The 15761-nt window shown below is 47.6% G+C and carries 16 protein-coding genes and 1 other annotated feature; of the genes, 7 read left to right on the plus strand and 9 right to left on the minus strand.

Going from position 1 to position 15761, the window contains the following annotated elements; translation table 11 throughout:
• Positions 1-6 precede the first annotated feature (6 nt).
• Together EJL91_RS20900 and proS are read right to left on the minus strand one after the other, a co-directional pair.
• Positions 7-1227 carry a CCA tRNA nucleotidyltransferase gene (locus EJL91_RS20900; RefSeq protein ID WP_125143894.1) on the minus strand — a complete coding sequence of 407 codons (1221 nt, stop codon included), beginning with the start codon at positions 1225-1227 and terminating at the stop codon, positions 7-9.
• Between the two features lie 68 nt (positions 1228-1295).
• Positions 1296-2729, minus strand: a complete 1434-nt coding sequence (proS, locus tag EJL91_RS20905; protein WP_125143895.1) for a proline--tRNA ligase — start codon at positions 2727-2729, stop codon at positions 1296-1298.
• Between the two features lie 61 nt (positions 2730-2790).
• Positions 2791-3027: a binding site (T-box leader), on the minus strand.
• 508 nt (positions 3028-3535) lie between these two features.
• Between proS and EJL91_RS20910 the strand changes: the two genes are divergently transcribed.
• Both EJL91_RS20910 and EJL91_RS20915 read left to right on the plus strand, forming a co-directional pair.
• Positions 3536-4309, plus strand: coding sequence for an SDR family oxidoreductase (locus tag EJL91_RS20910; RefSeq protein ID WP_125143896.1), 774 nt, complete (start codon positions 3536-3538; stop codon positions 4307-4309).
• Between the two features lie 106 nt (positions 4310-4415).
• On the plus strand, positions 4416-4754 hold the full coding sequence (locus EJL91_RS20915; protein ID WP_003502602.1) for a hypothetical protein: 339 nt from the start codon (positions 4416-4418) through the stop codon (positions 4752-4754).
• Positions 4755-4889: 135 nt separating this feature from the next.
• On the opposite strand, the gene EJL91_RS20920 is transcribed toward EJL91_RS20915, so the two are convergent.
• The gene (locus EJL91_RS20920) at positions 4890-6245 is read right to left on the minus strand and encodes an MATE family efflux transporter (RefSeq protein WP_125143897.1); all 1356 of its coding nucleotides are present in this window, start codon (positions 6243-6245) and stop codon (positions 4890-4892) included.
• Positions 6246-6317: 72 nt separating this feature from the next.
• Here EJL91_RS20920 and EJL91_RS20925 point away from each other — a divergent pair, with 72 nt between their 5' ends.
• The gene (locus EJL91_RS20925; protein WP_125143898.1) at positions 6318-7124 is read left to right on the plus strand and encodes a MerR family transcriptional regulator; all 807 of its coding nucleotides are present in this window, start codon (positions 6318-6320) and stop codon (positions 7122-7124) included.
• A gap of 123 nt (positions 7125-7247) precedes the next feature.
• Here EJL91_RS20925 and EJL91_RS20930 read toward each other — a convergent pair whose 3' ends face one another.
• On the minus strand, positions 7248-8666 hold the full coding sequence (locus EJL91_RS20930) for an alpha/beta fold hydrolase (protein ID WP_125143899.1): 1419 nt from the start codon (positions 8664-8666) through the stop codon (positions 7248-7250).
• A gap of 279 nt (positions 8667-8945) precedes the next feature.
• Positions 8946-10064, minus strand: coding sequence for an AI-2E family transporter (locus tag EJL91_RS20935; protein WP_125143900.1), 1119 nt, complete (start codon positions 10062-10064; stop codon positions 8946-8948).
• 39 nt (positions 10065-10103) lie between these two features.
• On the opposite strand from EJL91_RS20935, the gene EJL91_RS25415 reads away from it, so the two are divergent.
• A complete protein-coding gene (locus EJL91_RS25415) occupies positions 10104-10169 on the plus strand; it encodes a DUF6783 domain-containing protein (RefSeq protein ID WP_423243462.1) in 66 nt (21 codons plus the stop codon).
• Positions 10170-10450: 281 nt separating this feature from the next.
• On the opposite strand, the gene EJL91_RS20940 is transcribed toward EJL91_RS25415, so the two are convergent.
• Both EJL91_RS20940 and EJL91_RS20945 read right to left on the minus strand, forming a co-directional pair.
• Positions 10451-10729 carry an acylphosphatase gene (locus tag EJL91_RS20940; protein WP_125143901.1) on the minus strand — a complete coding sequence of 93 codons (279 nt, stop codon included), beginning with the start codon at positions 10727-10729 and terminating at the stop codon, positions 10451-10453.
• A complete protein-coding gene (locus EJL91_RS20945) occupies positions 10726-11529 on the minus strand; it encodes an RluA family pseudouridine synthase (protein WP_125143902.1) in 804 nt (267 codons plus the stop codon). The genes EJL91_RS20940 and EJL91_RS20945 overlap by 4 nt, the downstream gene beginning before the upstream one ends.
• A 558-nt stretch (positions 11530-12087) precedes the next feature.
• Between EJL91_RS20945 and trhA the strand changes: the two genes are divergently transcribed.
• The gene (trhA, locus tag EJL91_RS20950) at positions 12088-12738 is read left to right on the plus strand and encodes a PAQR family membrane homeostasis protein TrhA (RefSeq protein ID WP_125143903.1); all 651 of its coding nucleotides are present in this window, start codon (positions 12088-12090) and stop codon (positions 12736-12738) included.
• A 101-nt stretch (positions 12739-12839) separates the two neighbouring features.
• Here the strand turns inward: trhA and EJL91_RS25195 are convergent, their stop codons facing one another.
• Entirely contained in the window at positions 12840-13241 is a 402-nt protein-coding gene (locus tag EJL91_RS25195) for a DUF2441 domain-containing protein (RefSeq protein WP_279230059.1), read from the minus strand.
• A gap of 276 nt (positions 13242-13517) precedes the next feature.
• Between EJL91_RS25195 and EJL91_RS20960 the strand changes: the two genes are divergently transcribed.
• Positions 13518-14117 carry a chromate transporter gene (locus EJL91_RS20960; protein WP_125143905.1) on the plus strand — a complete coding sequence of 200 codons (600 nt, stop codon included), beginning with the start codon at positions 13518-13520 and terminating at the stop codon, positions 14115-14117.
• Positions 14104-14679, plus strand: a complete 576-nt coding sequence (locus EJL91_RS20965; protein WP_125143906.1) for a chromate transporter — start codon at positions 14104-14106, stop codon at positions 14677-14679. Before EJL91_RS20960 ends, EJL91_RS20965 begins: the two co-directional genes overlap by 14 nt.
• A 160-nt stretch (positions 14680-14839) precedes the next feature.
• Here the strand turns inward: EJL91_RS20965 and EJL91_RS20970 are convergent, their stop codons facing one another.
• Positions 14840-15718, minus strand: a complete 879-nt coding sequence (locus EJL91_RS20970; protein WP_125143907.1) for a LysR family transcriptional regulator — start codon at positions 15716-15718, stop codon at positions 14840-14842.
• Positions 15719-15761: the final 43 nt, after the last annotated feature.

Below are 15761 nucleotides of genomic sequence, written 5' to 3' on the forward strand. Positions count from 1 at the left end.
GCAGTGTCATCTGAGCGTACCTGCCATATGAAGCAGATATCCCTTTTCATTGTCCTCGGGATGCTTAAGCACATGTGCGAACAGGCTGCTCAGGATGCCGCCCATCTCCGGTCCCGGTTTTACCCCCGCCGCAATCAGATCTTTTCCGCTCACCGCCATATCCTTCATACGGATACAGTCACCGCGGCCGCGGATTATCTCGGCCGTTTCCCTGAATGTCTCCGTCACCGCCCTTTCCTCCGGAAGCAGAAATTCCCTGAGCAGAAGAAGATCGTCAAAAAGATCGTCCTCCATGCTGCTCATGACGGCCCGGAGCTTTGCCTCCTCTTGGGAAAGCTCTTGTGCAAACCACTTTACCAGGGTCTCCGCCCTGTTTATCGTGTCATTGTCCATCTTCAATTCTTTGAGAATCCGGACCGTGTTTACCTCCCCGGCATACGCCAGAAAGGCCGCCCATCTGAGCGCTTTCCGGGCAGGCAGGCGCGACGCCCTCGTACAGGCGGAGATTCCCCTCTCTTTCCCGGTTCCCTCAAAAACGGCGCCAAAGGTATCTGACACATAAGGGCTCATCCCCGTCTCATCCACCAGATAAATCCGTTCCGGATGTTCCGACAGAAGTGTCTTTGTAAGCTCCACCTGGATTCTCTCTTTGCTCACATGAGCAAGGTTCGGGGCAATCACCGACAGCGCCCGGTACGTATTATCCTCTATCTCAAACCCCAGCTGGGCGGAAAACCGGATAGCCCGGAGGATCCGAAGTGCATCTTCCGTGAACCGTTCCATCGGGTCGCCGACGCAGCGCACGATTCTTTTCTCCAAATCCGGGATTCCGCCGAAAATGTCCACAATCCCGGTCTCACGGTTGTAGGCCATGGCATTGATCGTGAAATCACGCCGTCTCAGATCTTCCTTTAAATCCGAGGTGAACGCCACCTCCTTCGGGTGCCTTCCATCCTCGTATTCCCCGTCTATCCGGTATGTGGTAATCTCATACCCGACATGCTCCCGCATGACCGTTACGGTTCCGTGCTGAAGACCGGTATCAATAGTTTTACCAAAAACCTGTTTTACCTGATCCGGCCTGGCCGACGTAGTGATGTCCCAGTCGCCCGGTTCACGGTGAAGAAGCGCATCCCTGATACAGCCGCCAACGGCAAATGCCTCATAGCCGTGCTCTCTCAGCTCTGCAAGAATCCATTCCACTTGTTTTGGTATTATTATCTGCACCCCGCCAGCTCCTTTCTGTCCTGAATATCAATCAAGAGTCCCGCACGCGGAACTCTTGATCTCATGAATTAGTATGCTTTTCCCCAGTATACCATCTTTGTTGCGGGTTTTCCGCAGCATACACATTTATCAGATAATGTTTCCTGCTCAAAAGGCATACAGCGTGACGTAACGCCCACGCTCTCCTTCAGCTGATCCTCGCACTCCTGGCAGCCGCACCACATCGCTTTGATAAAGCCCGGTTTATTGTCGGCCAGATCCTTCATCTCCTCCATGTTCACAGCCTGATACGTATGCGCGTCGCGGTGTGCTTTCGCTCTCTCAAACATATCATGCTGGATTGTCTCAAGGAGTTCAGCCACCTTTTCATTTATCTCATCCAGTGAAACAGTCATTTTCTCATGTGTGTCACGGCGTACCAGCACTGCCTGGTTTTCCGCCAGGTCTCTCGGTCCAATCTCCACGCGTACCGGAATTCCGCGCATCTCTGATTCGCTGAATTTCCATCCCGGTGATTTGTCGGAATCGTCCACTTTTACGCTGAAGCCGGAAAGCACTTCCTTAATCTCAAATGCTTTGTCGAGAACGCCTTCCTTATTCTGCTGAATCGGGACAATCATGACCTGGACAGGAGCAATCCTCGGAGGAAGCACCAGTCCGTTGTCGTCACCATGTACCATAATAATAGCACCAATCAGGCGTGTTGTCATGCCCCATGATGTCTGATGGACATATTTTAACTGGTTATCTTTATCAAGATACTGGATCTCAAACGCCTTTGCAAATCCGTCGCCGAAGTTGTGGCTGGTTCCCGACTGCAGGGCTTTTCCGTCATGCATCAGCGCTTCGATTGTATAGGTGGCCTCGGCGCCGGCGAACTTCTCTTTGTCTGTCTTTCTGCCGCGTACAACCGGCATTGCCAGCACTTCCTCACAGAAATCGGCGTAGAGATTTAACATCATCTCCGTTCTCTCTTCTGCCTGCTCTGCCGTAGCATGTGCCGTATGTCCCTCCTGCCATAAGAACTCCCTGGAACGCAGGAACGGCCTGGTTGTCTTCTCCCAGCGTACAACCGAACACCACTGGTTGTATAACTTCGGAAGGTCGCGGTAGGACTGGATATCCCTTGCATAGAAATCACAGAACAGGGTCTCGGAAGTCGGTCTTACACACATTTTTTCAGGAAGCGGCTCAAGGCCTCCCATAGTCACCCAGGCAACCTCCGGCGCAAATCCTTCCACGTGATCCTTCTCTTTCTGAAGAAGGCTCTCCGGGATAAACATCGGCATGTATACATTCTGTACACCCGTCTCCTTAAATCTCCGGTCCAGTTCCCCCTGGATGTTCTCCCAGATAGCGTATCCGGCCGGTTTAATCACCATACAGCCCTTTACGCTGGAGTAATCGATTAACTCTGCTTTCTTCACCACATCCGTATACCACTGTGCGAAATCCACATCCATGGACGTGATGGCCTCCACTAATTTTTTGTCCTTTGCCATAATGACTCTCCTTTTTTAATAGACTAAAAAAGCCACGCGATCTCTTCGTCATCGAAATGATCGAAGGGACCGAATGGCTTAACATTCTTCGGCGGTACCACCCAATTTAACCGGCTTCGGCATCTGGTCTGAGACATCGGTGCGCGGTTCACTTTATATCCGTTAACGCCGGATCTACGATACACTTTCATGCATGGCTCCGGGGCAGGTTCAACCTTCCTTAACACGAAAACCTCTCACCGCCGGTTTCCTCTCTGGATGTGTGTAAAGATTTAATAGTCCCCTTCAACGCTTTTTTACTCTATCAAATTATGTTTTCTATAATTTTTTCGGTAAATTTGATTCTACGCCAGAATACGTTCTTTGTCAAGCCCCGAAGGGCAGGAATCACAACAGGAATCATAACAGGTTTTCTCCGCATTGCCATTCACGGGCAGCATCTCCGCTCAAGCGCGGCATGCTGAAAGCAATTAAAAATATATTGTCAAAAAAATGTTTTTTTAGCCCTGTTTTTCTACTCTCTCCGATGGGAGCGGCCCTGTTATGCCCTTCTTGCCTTTTCCTCTCCGGGTACAGCGAAATGCTTTAAAATAAAGGGCTCCGAGTAATTATCTGATTATTTATATTATTTTTTTAACAAGCGTTATAACTTTAACAGTTTTATTAGCAATTGTTACGTTCTTCACAATGAAAACAAAATAGTTTGACAAATACTTTTGAGCTTACTATAATTGGGAGCACACCAATCGACAGCGCATCGAAACCATACGGCGGCCGTTTGGATTTTAGAGAATGAGGTGAGGAGAATGAGTATCTATGTAATTACCGGAGGAACTACCGGAATAGGAGCCGAAGCCCGCAAGAAGCTGGAGGACGAAGGCCACGAAGTATTTAACATTGACTTTAACGGAGGCGATTATACTGCGGACCTCTCCACAGATGAGGGAAGAAAGGGAGCCATCAAGGCTGTATTTTTAAAATACCCGGACGGCATAGACGGCGTTATCTGCAACGCCGGCGTCGGACCTACCGCTCCGCCCAAGAAAATTTTTGCACTGAATTTCTTTGCGGCAATCGCTATTGCCGACGGCCTGCGCCCCCTGCTGAAGAAAAAGGGCGGCAACTGCGTCGTGACCTCGTCCAACTCTATTACGAACGCAACCGTAAAAAGAGACTGGGTCGACATGCTCTCCAACGTGGCCGATGAGAGCGCAACTATGGAATTTGCCGGACATATCCCGCCGGACAAAACACCGTCCTGCTACAGCTCATCCAAACACGCCCTGGCCCGCTGGGTGCGCCGTGTATCTTCTTCCTGGGCTGCAGACGGACTGCGCATCAATGCGGTAGCTCCCGGCAACACCACCACACCGATGACTAAAGGCATGACGGAGAAACAGATGGATGCAGCCCTGCTGATTCCCATCCCGACCAGATACGGCCGCAAGGAATTCCTGGACGCTTCCGAGATCGCCAATGCTATCGTTTTCCTGGCATCACCTCTGGCCAGCGGCATCAACGGCGTTATCCTGTTTGTAGACGGCGGAATCGACGCCCTGCTCCGTTCCGAGCGCTTCTAGGCGCCGGGGAACCCTAACTTTTCGGGTCAACAGCCGGTTTTAACAAAAAAGCGGACGGACTTTAGCCGTATTTTATATTGATTATAATCAGAAGGGAGCAAAAGCTATGCGCATTTTAGAACAATACATGGAGTGCATGAAAAAAGGCGACAATATCGGCCTGGCCGATTTATTTAATGAAAAGGGGATCTTACACGATACGTCCTTCCTGAAACTCAACAAAGATATCATGCATCTGGAGGGTAAGATGGCTATTGAAATGATGTTCCATCACAGATTCGGGTTCAACGGGGGTCCGTTCCCGATCACCAACACGGTGCATAAGGCAGACGACAACGTGTGCTATTTCATCGAATACGGCGACCGGGTTGTCCCGGTAACCGCCTATATCACCGAGATAGACGAAGACGGAAAGATTATGAGGCTCGACATCTTCCCGCTGTGATGATTGTAAATACAGGCGCATTTCGGAAAAATCCGTTCCGGCGCATATATTTAGTAAAGTCCCATATGGTCCGTGCGTTTTGCCGTTCCATACGGGACTTTTTTATTGCCCGGGAATGAGTCAGCCCCCGGTAATCTATAGGGTATTCTCCGCTGACGAAGCCATACCGTTTCTCACTCTGTTTCCGTTGAAACTACCTGCTTTTTTGTATCGCCAAAAGAAAAACAGGGTAATACAGAGGCACAGTGTTTCCGATGCTACGGTAGACAACCAGATTCCGTTCTCCCCAATCAGCGCCGTCATAACAACGAGGCAGGCCGATAAGAGGACAAAACTTCTGGCGGAGGAAATCACAACGGAGTAAATTGGCCGCTCAATCGCCGTAAAGAAACCGGCCGTCACCACATTAAATCCAACGATAGCGAAAGAAAGACCGTACATGCGGAGCGCGTTCACCGTGTAGGCCGACAGCTCCTGATCGGCATTTCCCAGGAACAGCCCTACCACTGCCTGAGGCATCCCCTCTGCTATAAACAGGAACACTACAGCCGAAATGCAGGCGGATATGACGGAATAACGGAACAGCTGCCGGTACTTCTTCTGTTCCCCGGCTCCGTATTGGAAACTGACAAGCGGCTGCGCTCCCTGGCTGATTCCCGCCATACTGTTGAGAGCCAGCGTATTCATATAGGAAATAACGGTGTAGCTGACAATTCCCTCGTTTCCAATCACGCTCAAAATCATGTGGTTAAACAGAAAAATCACAAGGCCGCCCGACATCTCGGTGATACTGTCGGAAAGTCCCAGCGGGATAATTCTCCGGTAAAGCTTCAGGTTCCACTTAAACTTGCAGAAATACAGGCGTTTGGAGCGGAAACGGAAATACAAAAGGAACAGTGTAGTGGAAACCACCTGTGCAATACCTGTAGCAATTGCGGCTCCCTCCACGCCCATGTGGAGCTTCATGACAAAGAGATAATCCAATATAATATTAGTGACTGCACTGGTCATTACTCCGGCCATCTGAAGCGGCGGACAGCCGTCCGTTTTCACGAATATCTCCATATTATAAGAAACAATAAAGAATACCGCAAATACCGATATCCAGCCCAGGTATCCCTTCACGTATTCAATCGTCTCCGGAGCCGCCCCCAGAAAGTACGCGATCCTCTCAAGATTAAACCAGGTCAGGAGGGAAACAATGATTCCAGCCGCTATGAGGATAACCAGGTTCTGGTTAAATGTATTGCGGGCCTCCTCCTCTTTCCCTTCTCCCATAAATATTGCAATCAGTGTCGATGTTCCCGTCGCCATCATCAGCCCCAGTGAAAAGATAAAAATCGTATATGGCATGGACAGGTTAACCGCTGCCAGGGCATACTCCCCCACTCCTCTTGCAACGAAGATTCCATCTACCATCGTGTAGAGCGCAAAGATCCACATCGAGATAATGGAGGGAATAACAAACCGGCAGAATTTTTTAAGTAACATGATAAAACCTCCTCTTCTTGACTTCTATTATAAACCTTCGTATAATACGAAGGTCAAGGGAGGAATGAAAAGTTGAACAATTCATATAAAATCAAGGAAATTTCAAGACTATACGGACTTTGCAGCGACACGCTGCGATATTATGAGGAACAGGGGCTGCTCTCGCCCAAACGGGGGCAAAACGGATACCGCATCTTCGGCGTGCAGGATATTGGAAAGCTGAATATCATCCGTTCCCTGAGAGAGCTGGATATCCCGCTGGAACGGATACGGGAATATATTAATAACCGGGATATTGAGTCCACACTGAACCTTCTGGATGAGGAAGAGGACCTGATTCTGACTCAGGTTGCAAGGCTGCAGGAAAAATATAAGGATATTGAGGCGCGCAAAAAAGAGCTGCTGGAGGACCGGCTGACCGAGGACCGCAAATTCACCATCCGTCATTTCGACGCCAGGCCATGTTTCCAGCTTACGGAAGACATCATTCTGGAAAACGACGTGGATTTTGTCCTGAAGAAACTGGAAAACAGATATGAAGACAATATCCATATCATAGGAATAAAAGGATTCGGCGCGGAAATGGATCCGGCCAGCATAGAACAGGGGATTTATAACCATTTCCGTTCCGTGTTCTTCATCAGTGACTGGGACAATCACAGCTCCGTGATACCGGAAGGACATTACGCGTCGCTGTTTTACTGGGGGATGTATGAACAGAGGATATCCGAAGTTTTTGCAGAATTGATGGAACGTATCCGGGACGCGGGCTGCGAAAGCTGCGGCACGCCGCTGGAGCTGTACCATATTGATATGAATGATACAAACCGGCATGAGGAGTATCTGACAGAACTGCAGGTGCTGGTGAGGAGGGTGTGAAAAATGAGGGGCGGGCGGCAATTGGGGATGGGATGAGGGAGGGGTTATGAGTCTTCGGTCCCGGCCATCCAATCTGCCTGGCCATCCCGCCTCTTTTTCACGTTGGGGGAATTGCCGAGACCACTATTTTTTCATGCCCATTTCCTCTTTACATCTCTGGATAAAGGAATGCAGTATCTTGGCCGTCATGCCCCATATTACCTGATTCTCGTACTGATAGAACATTACTTTATATTTTCCTTTACGCCAATGGTATTCTTCTCCGTTCGGGATCAGCTCAAATGGGAAGTCTTTTCCCGGTATTGTCTGCACCTCTGTGGAATAGCTTTCCGGCTCATGGGCCAGGAACCATTTCAGAGGGACCGTAAATATATGGTCTACTTCTTCGGCCGAGAATGTTCCGCGGTATCCCTTGAGTTCCGCCAGGAATGGATATACTCCCATGTTGGCGGGAGTGATGAGTATGTCGAGCGGGGCTATCATGTCAATCTGGTTTTCGTAAATGCCCAGTTCTTCCATTGTTTCACGGATAGCGGCCTCTTTTCTTGTCTCTCCCGGCTCCACTGCGCCGCCAGGGAAGCAAACCTCTCCCGGCTGGCTCTTCAGCACGTCGGATCTGACTTCGAATAAAAGATGATATTCCCCGTCTTTTTTAACAAGCGGTACAAGCACTGAAAAATCCACCCCATCCTCGTGATCTAACCGCCCCGGATGGCGGTCTGCCCAAAGGCGTTTCATGGTCATTGTCATGCTTCCTTCCGTTGCATGAAGGAAAGCGGCTACGGCGTGGTTGAATTCTGCGCTTTTTTTCAATGCGATGAAATGGTCTCCGCGGATCAGCTTCAGCCTGCTGCCGGGAATCGCACGGTGTATATGCCTCGTATGGCCGTCTCTTATCATATCTTCCGTTCCCGCAATGACAAGCACCGGCATTTTGAGCTTTTTAAGCTCCGACGGATGAATCCAGGGTTCCTTGACCATCAGGCCCAAAAGCTCTGTCTTCTGCTCCAGGGAACCCTTATACCGCTCTCTTTCTTCGGGCTGCTTCTCTGAGCCGGCTGTTTTTCCTGCGGGCATCTTATTTCCGGCCGCCCTTTTCACGGTCTTCTTTCCCCCGGACAGCTTTGGCGCCATTCTGCGGAAACGGCAGAGTTCATACTCTGCTGCTATTGGAAGCTGTACGGAAGATATTACTCCAAATGGATTCAGATTCGCTCCGTTTAGAATAAGGCGGTCTACATATTCCGGATAGTGCAGCGCGAATGTTAGAGCAATGTTACCTCCGTCACTGAAGCCAAGAAGAATAATCCGCCTGAGCTTTTTATCATCGAGAAAGTTCTTTAAATCTTCTGCAAACTGTTCCAGCGTGAAGGGCGCCGTCCCTCTCGGAGATTTTCCGTGCCCTCTCGTGTCTATAGCTATAACCCGGTATTTCTTTGAGAAAAACCGGATTTGTTTTTCAAAATAAGTGCCGTCCTCCCCATTTCCATGGAGCAGGATCATTGGCTGCCCCTTTCCGCTTTCCCGGTAATAGAGTTTCATTCCTGTTCCTCCGTTTTACTTTTTTGTTTTATTACTGTTTTTTATTTTATTACTGTTTTTTATTTTATTGCTGTTTTTAATTTTATGCTGTTTCTTCTTCCTTGTCCTCTGTCTTTTAAACCCCGGCTGTTTTGCCGGAAGTCTCATTCTGCTATTTTATCACATTTAGTGAACCTGTTGCAGTTATTTCATCGCATTTCGACAACATTTTCCCGCAGTTCTATATTGCCAGTTCTATATTGCCGGTCCCGGAGGCAGCGTATTCTTATTACGGGTACCTCAATTGTTTTCTGTACTGTCTGCACCACTGTTTCCTGAGCCGTATTTGTGCCTGCTGTTTTTATCGTATTCTTCCACCAGATCTTCGATCAGCATTAACCCGACGGGACCAAGAATGAATCCCAGAAATCCAAAAAGCTGAAGGCCAACATACATCGACATCAACGTTTCCAGCGGCGACAGGCCCATCTTTTTTCCCATCAGCTTGGCCTCAACGAACTCCCTCAGGAAGTAGCACACCAGATAGACGCCCAGGAGCATCAGGCCCTGATACCACTTTCTTTGCAGTAACAGAAAAATGCCCCAGGGTATCAGAACCGTGCCTGTTCCAAAGATAGGCAGCGCATCCAGAAGCCCGATTCCGATTCCCGCGATGATATAGTAAGGATTTCCGATCGCTATTAAAGTCAGTATGCAGAGACAGGTGGTCAGAAAGAGAATTACAAACTGGGTCTTAAGCCATGCATTTCCCGTCAGCGCCAGTCTCTTGCCCAGAAGGGAAAACTCTCTCCTGAAAATGGAATTGTACCGTCTCTCCCTCAGCTCATCCATCTCCTGGAGGGAAAGGATGGATGCAATAAAAAGAATCACCGTTATGATTGCCACTTTAATGAAAAATCCAAAAACGGCCACGGAATTGACTACCAGATTCGGCATTGTTGCCGTTTTAAACGCTCTGGCTGTGCCCAGGAGCACATCCTGCATCATTTTTACCAGGACGCCCTCTTTCAGGCGGCAGAATGCCTCCACCGAATGGCACATGCCGGTCAGCCATTCATCGAAGCTCTGAATCCATCCCGGTACGGCATTGACCAGCTGGTTGGCTTCCATAAAAAGACGCCGTCCCCCATAGAAAAAGCCCGCGCCAAGAAGTGTGAGAACTAAAATAATCTCGATTCCTCCAATCACCCCAATCGGCACGCCGCAGGATTTTCCCTTGATCTGAAAGCGCAGCTTCCGCTCCAGAAAAGCCGCGGACGGCCGTAGAATTAAGGCAATCAGATATGAAACAAGAAATGGCAGAAACAGCGGTAAAAGGAATTTAAAACAAAGATAGACAGCGGCCGTCACTCCCGCTGTCAATAGTACTTTTCGCTGCTTTTCCGTGAATTCCGGCATCTGTCCCACCTGCTTTCCCTAGAGCGTGTTTGAAAATTCATTCCCGCAAAGTGCGACACCCAACTGACGGAAAGCAATCTTCAAACACGCTCTAATATTTTCTGAATGAAATTAGTATCACCACAGGCCGTGCATCTTATGCCCGGATAATCAGACGGAATCTTAATTTCCAACTTTTATATTTTTCTGCCTCAGGAATCTGATTCAAAACAAAAATGCAGGAACATCGTCTGTATCTCACCATACTCCGACATTCCTGCATCCTCTTTTGTAAGCTTCTCTTCAGTTTCTTTAAGGAGCTTACCCATGGTCTCGCCCATTTATGATTTGTACTTCTTTTGTACAGACAGTATTATAAGCAAAACAATTAAAAATATTCAAACTTTTTAATATCCGATTACACGGAAACTGCTCTCCCTATCATCGGTGTTTTTCACCTCTGCTTCTATCCCTGTAATACGGATAAAATGGCCTTCCTCCAACTGTCTGATCATCCGGTCGATGGATTCCTCATCTCCCTGCACTTCCATTTCCACCCGCTCATCCCAGAGATTTCTAACCCAGCCCGTCAGACCGAGACTCTGGGCGGCGTGCATGGCGCGGTACCGGAAACCGACACCCTGAACCATTCCGCTGAAATAGATATGTTTCCTGATCCTCTTCATCGTTCACCGAACCTTTCAAATGCCTTTCCGCGCGGTTTCATGGAAAATTCCATGTTTTTGCCGGTGGAGGGATGGTCAAAGGACAGCCTAACGGCGGCAAGGGCCAGTTCCCGCTCTCCCCTGCCCCTTACCGGACTTTGCACCGTCTGCATGTTAACGCCGGTCGGCAGGGTTCCTCCCCACTGCGGATTGTATTTTCCGTCGCCCCAGAGAGGAGTGCCGTGGCCGGAAAACTGCACTCGTATCTGGTGATGCCGGCCGGTCAGAAGCTCTACTTCCACAAGAGAAATCGTATCTATCCCAGATTCTGCGGCGCCAGTCATATTTTCCGTGTCCCTGACATCTATCACGCGGTACTTCAGTTCCGCCCTTTTGCTGTCCGGTGTATTCTTATCCACAATTCGGGAATAGTTGTTCCTCCCGTCTTTCAACAGATAATCCACATAGTTACCCACAATATCCACAAGTTTTCCACATATTACCGCATTGTATATTTTCTTCATCCGGCCGTCCTGAACCTGCTTACTAAGGGAGGCAGCGGCCTTCTGATTCTTTGCATAGACCATGACGCCGCCAACAGGCTTGTCCAGCCTGTGGATAACTCCCACATAAGGTTCCACAGGCCGTGTGGATGCTTTTGTGGACAGCTTTGTGGATAAATGGGATAACTCCGCTCTCTTCAGATAATTTTTAATTTCACTGACCATATCCGGCTCAAATCCACGGCTGGTCTGGGACTCCAGCCCTGCCGGTTTTTCCACCACCATAATATCGCAATCTTCAAATAGTATATTTAACATTGTTTATCCTCTGCTCTTATTTTTATAATTTGACTTTCTCATCTTTACTATGCATATACTCGTTTTACTGTCCCCCGGATTCTCTTTTCTTTAATTCTCTTTTCTTAGATTCTCGTTCCTTAGATTCTCTTCCAAATAAGTGTCGTTCCAACAGCCATTGTTCAATCTGTTTCCGGTTTCTATGTCTCATTTTACTATGATAAGGCCCGTTCTTCAAGTAACATCTAACAGGCCGGCGGCAGATTTTACCTGACCGCGGCAATACCTGCTGCTTTACGTTTTAATTCTGCTTTCTGTTATTGTCCTGAAAAAAATAATAATTCCGTCTTGAATATTTGCACAAAAAAGAGTATAGTATAGTTAAATATAAGATGTAGTTTTCAAAACTACATAACAGATTAGTCAAAACTTGATCTCAGCAAAATTTACAGGATTGCTGACACCGCGGAGAACTCAAACAAATATTTTGCATGCTTTTATATTCTATTATGTAATTTTTCGGTAATGACCGGTATTGATACGTAACAAAATTTCTACAGGTTGTAAGGAGGTAATCTTATGAAAATTAAAGTCAAAGACCCTGGCAGTGCACTGACCCATTTTATCGCCATGGTAGGAGCAGGCGCGGCGGCGGTTCCGCTGCTGCTGAAGGCATCACACGAACCGGATCATATTCATTTTGCGGCTCTGTTTATTTTTATCGTCAGCATGATCCTTCTGTACGCGGCCAGCACTATCTATCATACACTTGATATTTCGGAAGAAGTTAACAAACGCCTGAGAAAACTGGATCATATGATGATCTTTATACTGATTGCAGGAACCTATACCCCGGTATGCCTCATTGTCCTGGGTGATAAATCGGGATATTCCATGCTGGCCCTTGTCTGGGGAATTGCCCTGGCGGGTATTATTATTAATGCCCTCTGGATCAACTGCCCGAAGTGGTTTTCCTCTCTGATTTATATTGCCATGGGCTGGGTCTGCGTCCTGGCTTTCAAGCAGATTGTCCTGGCTCTGCCCGGAGCTGCTTTCGGCTGGCTTCTGGCCGGGGGCATCATTTACACCGTGGGAGGCATCATATATGCACTGAAGCTGCCTATCTTCAATTCCAGGCACAAGAACTTTGGTTCCCATGAGATTTTCCATCTCTTTGTCATGGGTGGAAGCCTTTGTCATTATATTATGATGTATGCTTTTGTAGCGTAAACCTGACACACAGCCTTCTTATTCAGAAACTTCCGGAGTCAAAACTGAAAAAAATTTTTTTTATAACAAAAGAGCCACAGGTCGTCCCTGCGGCTCTTTTGTTATGCCCCCTGAAAATACACCCCCTTACAATTATTTGCATCGCCGGTGAACAGATTTCCCTTGATCCTCAGCTTTACAATCGAATAAGTCGGTCTGCCCCATGCGATAAAAAGCCCGGCCCACTTTTCGGCCTCCTCCGGGCTGTCCGAAACATACAGGCAGCTCATTCTGGATGGAAATTCCGGATACTTGAGCTTCCGCACTTTTTCCAGCGCCAATTCCCTCATCGCCACTCTCGTATGATGTTCAAGAGTTTCCGCTTTATAATTTTCCGGGTGAGCGTAGATATCCTGTACAATATCCAGCTTTTCATATACTCTTTGATAAACTCCGCTGTGGTGTATTTCATTAAAAAATATATGCTGCCCCTTCTTCCATCCTATATAATAAAAGTATATCACAAACCTGAAAGTTAAGATATTTTCTTCCCGGACTTGAAAATCTTTTTATTTCTTATTATTGTTCCTGCTTTCATTTCATTCCTCTTTCTTCCATATAAGAGATCTTCTGTAAAACAAAAATCCATATTTGCTTATAAATTCAAATTTAATAGGTAATCACTTATCATTTTTATTATTTTTATGTATTTTACATATTAATTGTCATGAAATATAATCCAATTATCGAATTCGACAAGCACAAAAAGGAATGGAATAAAAAGGAGAAGGTAAACGATTATGAATAAGAAGGCAGACGTTAAGACGTTATGGATTCTGTTTAAATCAATGTTTGTTTTAAGCGCATGTACCTTTGGCGGCGGTTTCGTCATTGTGTCGTTAATGAAAAAGAAATTTGTAGAGGAACTTAAATGGCTGGATGAAAGTGAGATGTTAGATATCACGGCAATCACACAGTCCTCGCCGGGACCCCTTCCGGTCAACGCTTCCGTTATTATCGGATATAGAATGGGCGGAATTATCGGCTCGCTGACGGCTATCCTCGGCACCATTATACCGCCGATGTTTATTATCTCCGTCATCTCCATGTTTTACACGGAGTTTCGCACCAATACCTACATTGCAATCGCCCTTCAAGTCATGAGAGCCGGAGTTGCTGCGGTTATTATGGATGTGGTTTGGAATCTGGCGGCCAATGTCTGCAAGACAAGACGTTTCCTGTATGTGGGAATGATGACGGTCTCTTTTATCGCAACATTTTTCCTGGGCGTCAGCGCTATGGTCGTCATCTTAGTCTGCCTGGGTATCGGCCTTGCGGATCTTGGAATCACTATGAGAAAACAGGCAGGAAAGAGGGAGGAATCATATGCTGCTGATTAAATTATTTTTAAGTTTTATCCAGGTAGGACTTTTTAGTGTAGGCGGAGGCTATGCCGCAATTCCGCTGATTCAGAACCAGATAGTAAACATCCATGGCTTAATGACCCTGGAGGAATTTACCGACTTAATCACAATCGCAGAAATGACACCCGGACCGATTTCCATCAACTCATCGACTTTCGTCGGTATGAGACTTTCAGGGCCCTTTGGCGTAATTCTCTGTACGCTGGGCTGCATTATACCGTCGTTCATCATCTGTCTTACACTGGCACATTTTTATTATAAATACCGCAGCTTTTCAGGCGTTCAGACCGTACTCGGCGCGCTGCGTCCGGCCGTTGTGGCATTGATTGGTTCAGCCGGACTCTCCATCCTGTTACTGGGACTTTTTCAGTCCGGGCTTCAGGGCGTAAGACTTGAGAATTTCCATGTGATTGAATGTCTTCTTTTCATCGGAGGCCTATATCTCCTCCGGAAAAAGAAAGCCGGTTCCATTTCCGTAATACTTGGCAGCGGCGTCGTGGGAACCGTTATGTACCTGGCCACCGGCCTTGCGCTTTAAATAAGTTAACAAGAAAAATCTGAACATGAAAGTGTATTTAAAAATAAATCCCGCCATCTGTATGCCTCATTTTCAACAGATGGCGGGATTTATTTTTAGAATTTGCTCCGGTGTGCAAAATAGGCGGGGCAGTTAGGCTGATTATAAATGTGTCAGTACATTAGGGCTGAACCGATGCACAGATTTCTATAAACCGCTCCATGGACTGGGAGATAAATTTATTTTTGTGGTAAATCAGTTTAATTTTTCTCTTCATCTGGATATTTTCTACGTTCAGGGCGTGGACCTCACCGCAGGCTATCTCCTTTTCAATCACCAGTCTGGAAAGGATGGCAATCCCCTCTCCGTTCATCACCGCCTTTTTAATCGTCTCGGTATTACTGCAGCTCCACTTGTTTTTCATCCTGATTTCATGTTCCAGCAGAAACTGTTCAAACTGGTTGCGCTCCACGCTTCCTGTTTCCCTGGAAATCAGGGCGTGGCCGGTCAGTCCGCCCAGCGTGATGTCGGGATGGTCAAACAGCTCGTGTTCCGGTCCCACGACGAGCATCAGCTCATCGTCACAGACGTCTTTCTTCACCAGCTCTCCGCTTCTCACAATTCCCTCTACCACTGCAATATCCAGCTCACTTCTTTGAATCATCCCCTCAATGGCTGCCGTATTGTCCACAACAACGCGGACATCGATACCGGGAACCGCTACTTCCAGGCTCTTTATCAGGGACGGGAGCAGCCTGGTTCCGACGGATACACTGCCTCCTACGCGTATCATATTGCCTGCGGAAGTATCGTTTAAAAATCCCTCCATATTTTCGAAAGAGTCAATGATATGACGTGCATAGGGAAGCAGCTTCCGGCCCGTTTCGGTTATATAGATTCTTTGTGACAGACGTTCAAAAAGCTTCACATTATAGTACGTCTCCAGCTCACGCACCGCCTGGCTGACGGAGGGCTGTGAAATGTGCAGACTGTCTGCCGCGGCCCTCATCTTCCCGCAGTCAGCAACCGCTACAAATATCTGTAAATGTCTTATCGTCATATCATCTTCTCCTCTGCCGCCGGACTGAGCCATGCACTTTATC

The sequence above is a fragment of the Clostridium transplantifaecale genome, from assembly GCF_900626075.1.
Lineage (GTDB): Bacteria > Bacillota > Clostridia > Lachnospirales > Lachnospiraceae > Otoolea > Otoolea transplantifaecalis.

What these genes read in the sequence shown, in the direction of transcription:
- EJL91_RS20945 (WP_125143902.1), bottom strand. Translation starts at nt 11,529, where the DNA reads ATGTTAAATATACTATTTGAAGATTGCGATATTATGGTGGTGGAAAAA.
- EJL91_RS20910 (WP_125143896.1), top strand. Translation starts at nt 3,536, where the DNA reads ATGAGTATCTATGTAATTACCGGAGGAACTACCGGAATAGGAGCCGAA.
- trhA (WP_125143903.1), top strand. Translation starts at nt 12,088, where the DNA reads ATGAAAATTAAAGTCAAAGACCCTGGCAGTGCACTGACCCATTTTATC.
- EJL91_RS20970 (WP_125143907.1), bottom strand. Translation starts at nt 15,718, where the DNA reads ATGACGATAAGACATTTACAGATATTTGTAGCGGTTGCTGACTGCGGG.
- proS (WP_125143895.1), bottom strand. Translation starts at nt 2,729, where the DNA reads ATGGCAAAGGACAAAAAATTAGTGGAGGCCATCACGTCCATGGATGTG.
- EJL91_RS20965 (WP_125143906.1), top strand. Translation starts at nt 14,104, where the DNA reads ATGCTGCTGATTAAATTATTTTTAAGTTTTATCCAGGTAGGACTTTTT.
- EJL91_RS20920 (WP_125143897.1), bottom strand. Translation starts at nt 6,245, where the DNA reads ATGTTACTTAAAAAATTCTGCCGGTTTGTTATTCCCTCCATTATCTCG.
- EJL91_RS20915 (WP_003502602.1), top strand. Translation starts at nt 4,416, where the DNA reads ATGCGCATTTTAGAACAATACATGGAGTGCATGAAAAAAGGCGACAAT.
- EJL91_RS20930 (WP_125143899.1), bottom strand. Translation starts at nt 8,666, where the DNA reads ATGAAACTCTATTACCGGGAAAGCGGAAAGGGGCAGCCAATGATCCTG.
- EJL91_RS20935 (WP_125143900.1), bottom strand. Translation starts at nt 10,064, where the DNA reads ATGCCGGAATTCACGGAAAAGCAGCGAAAAGTACTATTGACAGCGGGA.
- EJL91_RS20960 (WP_125143905.1), top strand. Translation starts at nt 13,518, where the DNA reads ATGAATAAGAAGGCAGACGTTAAGACGTTATGGATTCTGTTTAAATCA.
- EJL91_RS20940 (WP_125143901.1), bottom strand. Translation starts at nt 10,729, where the DNA reads ATGAAGAGGATCAGGAAACATATCTATTTCAGCGGAATGGTTCAGGGT.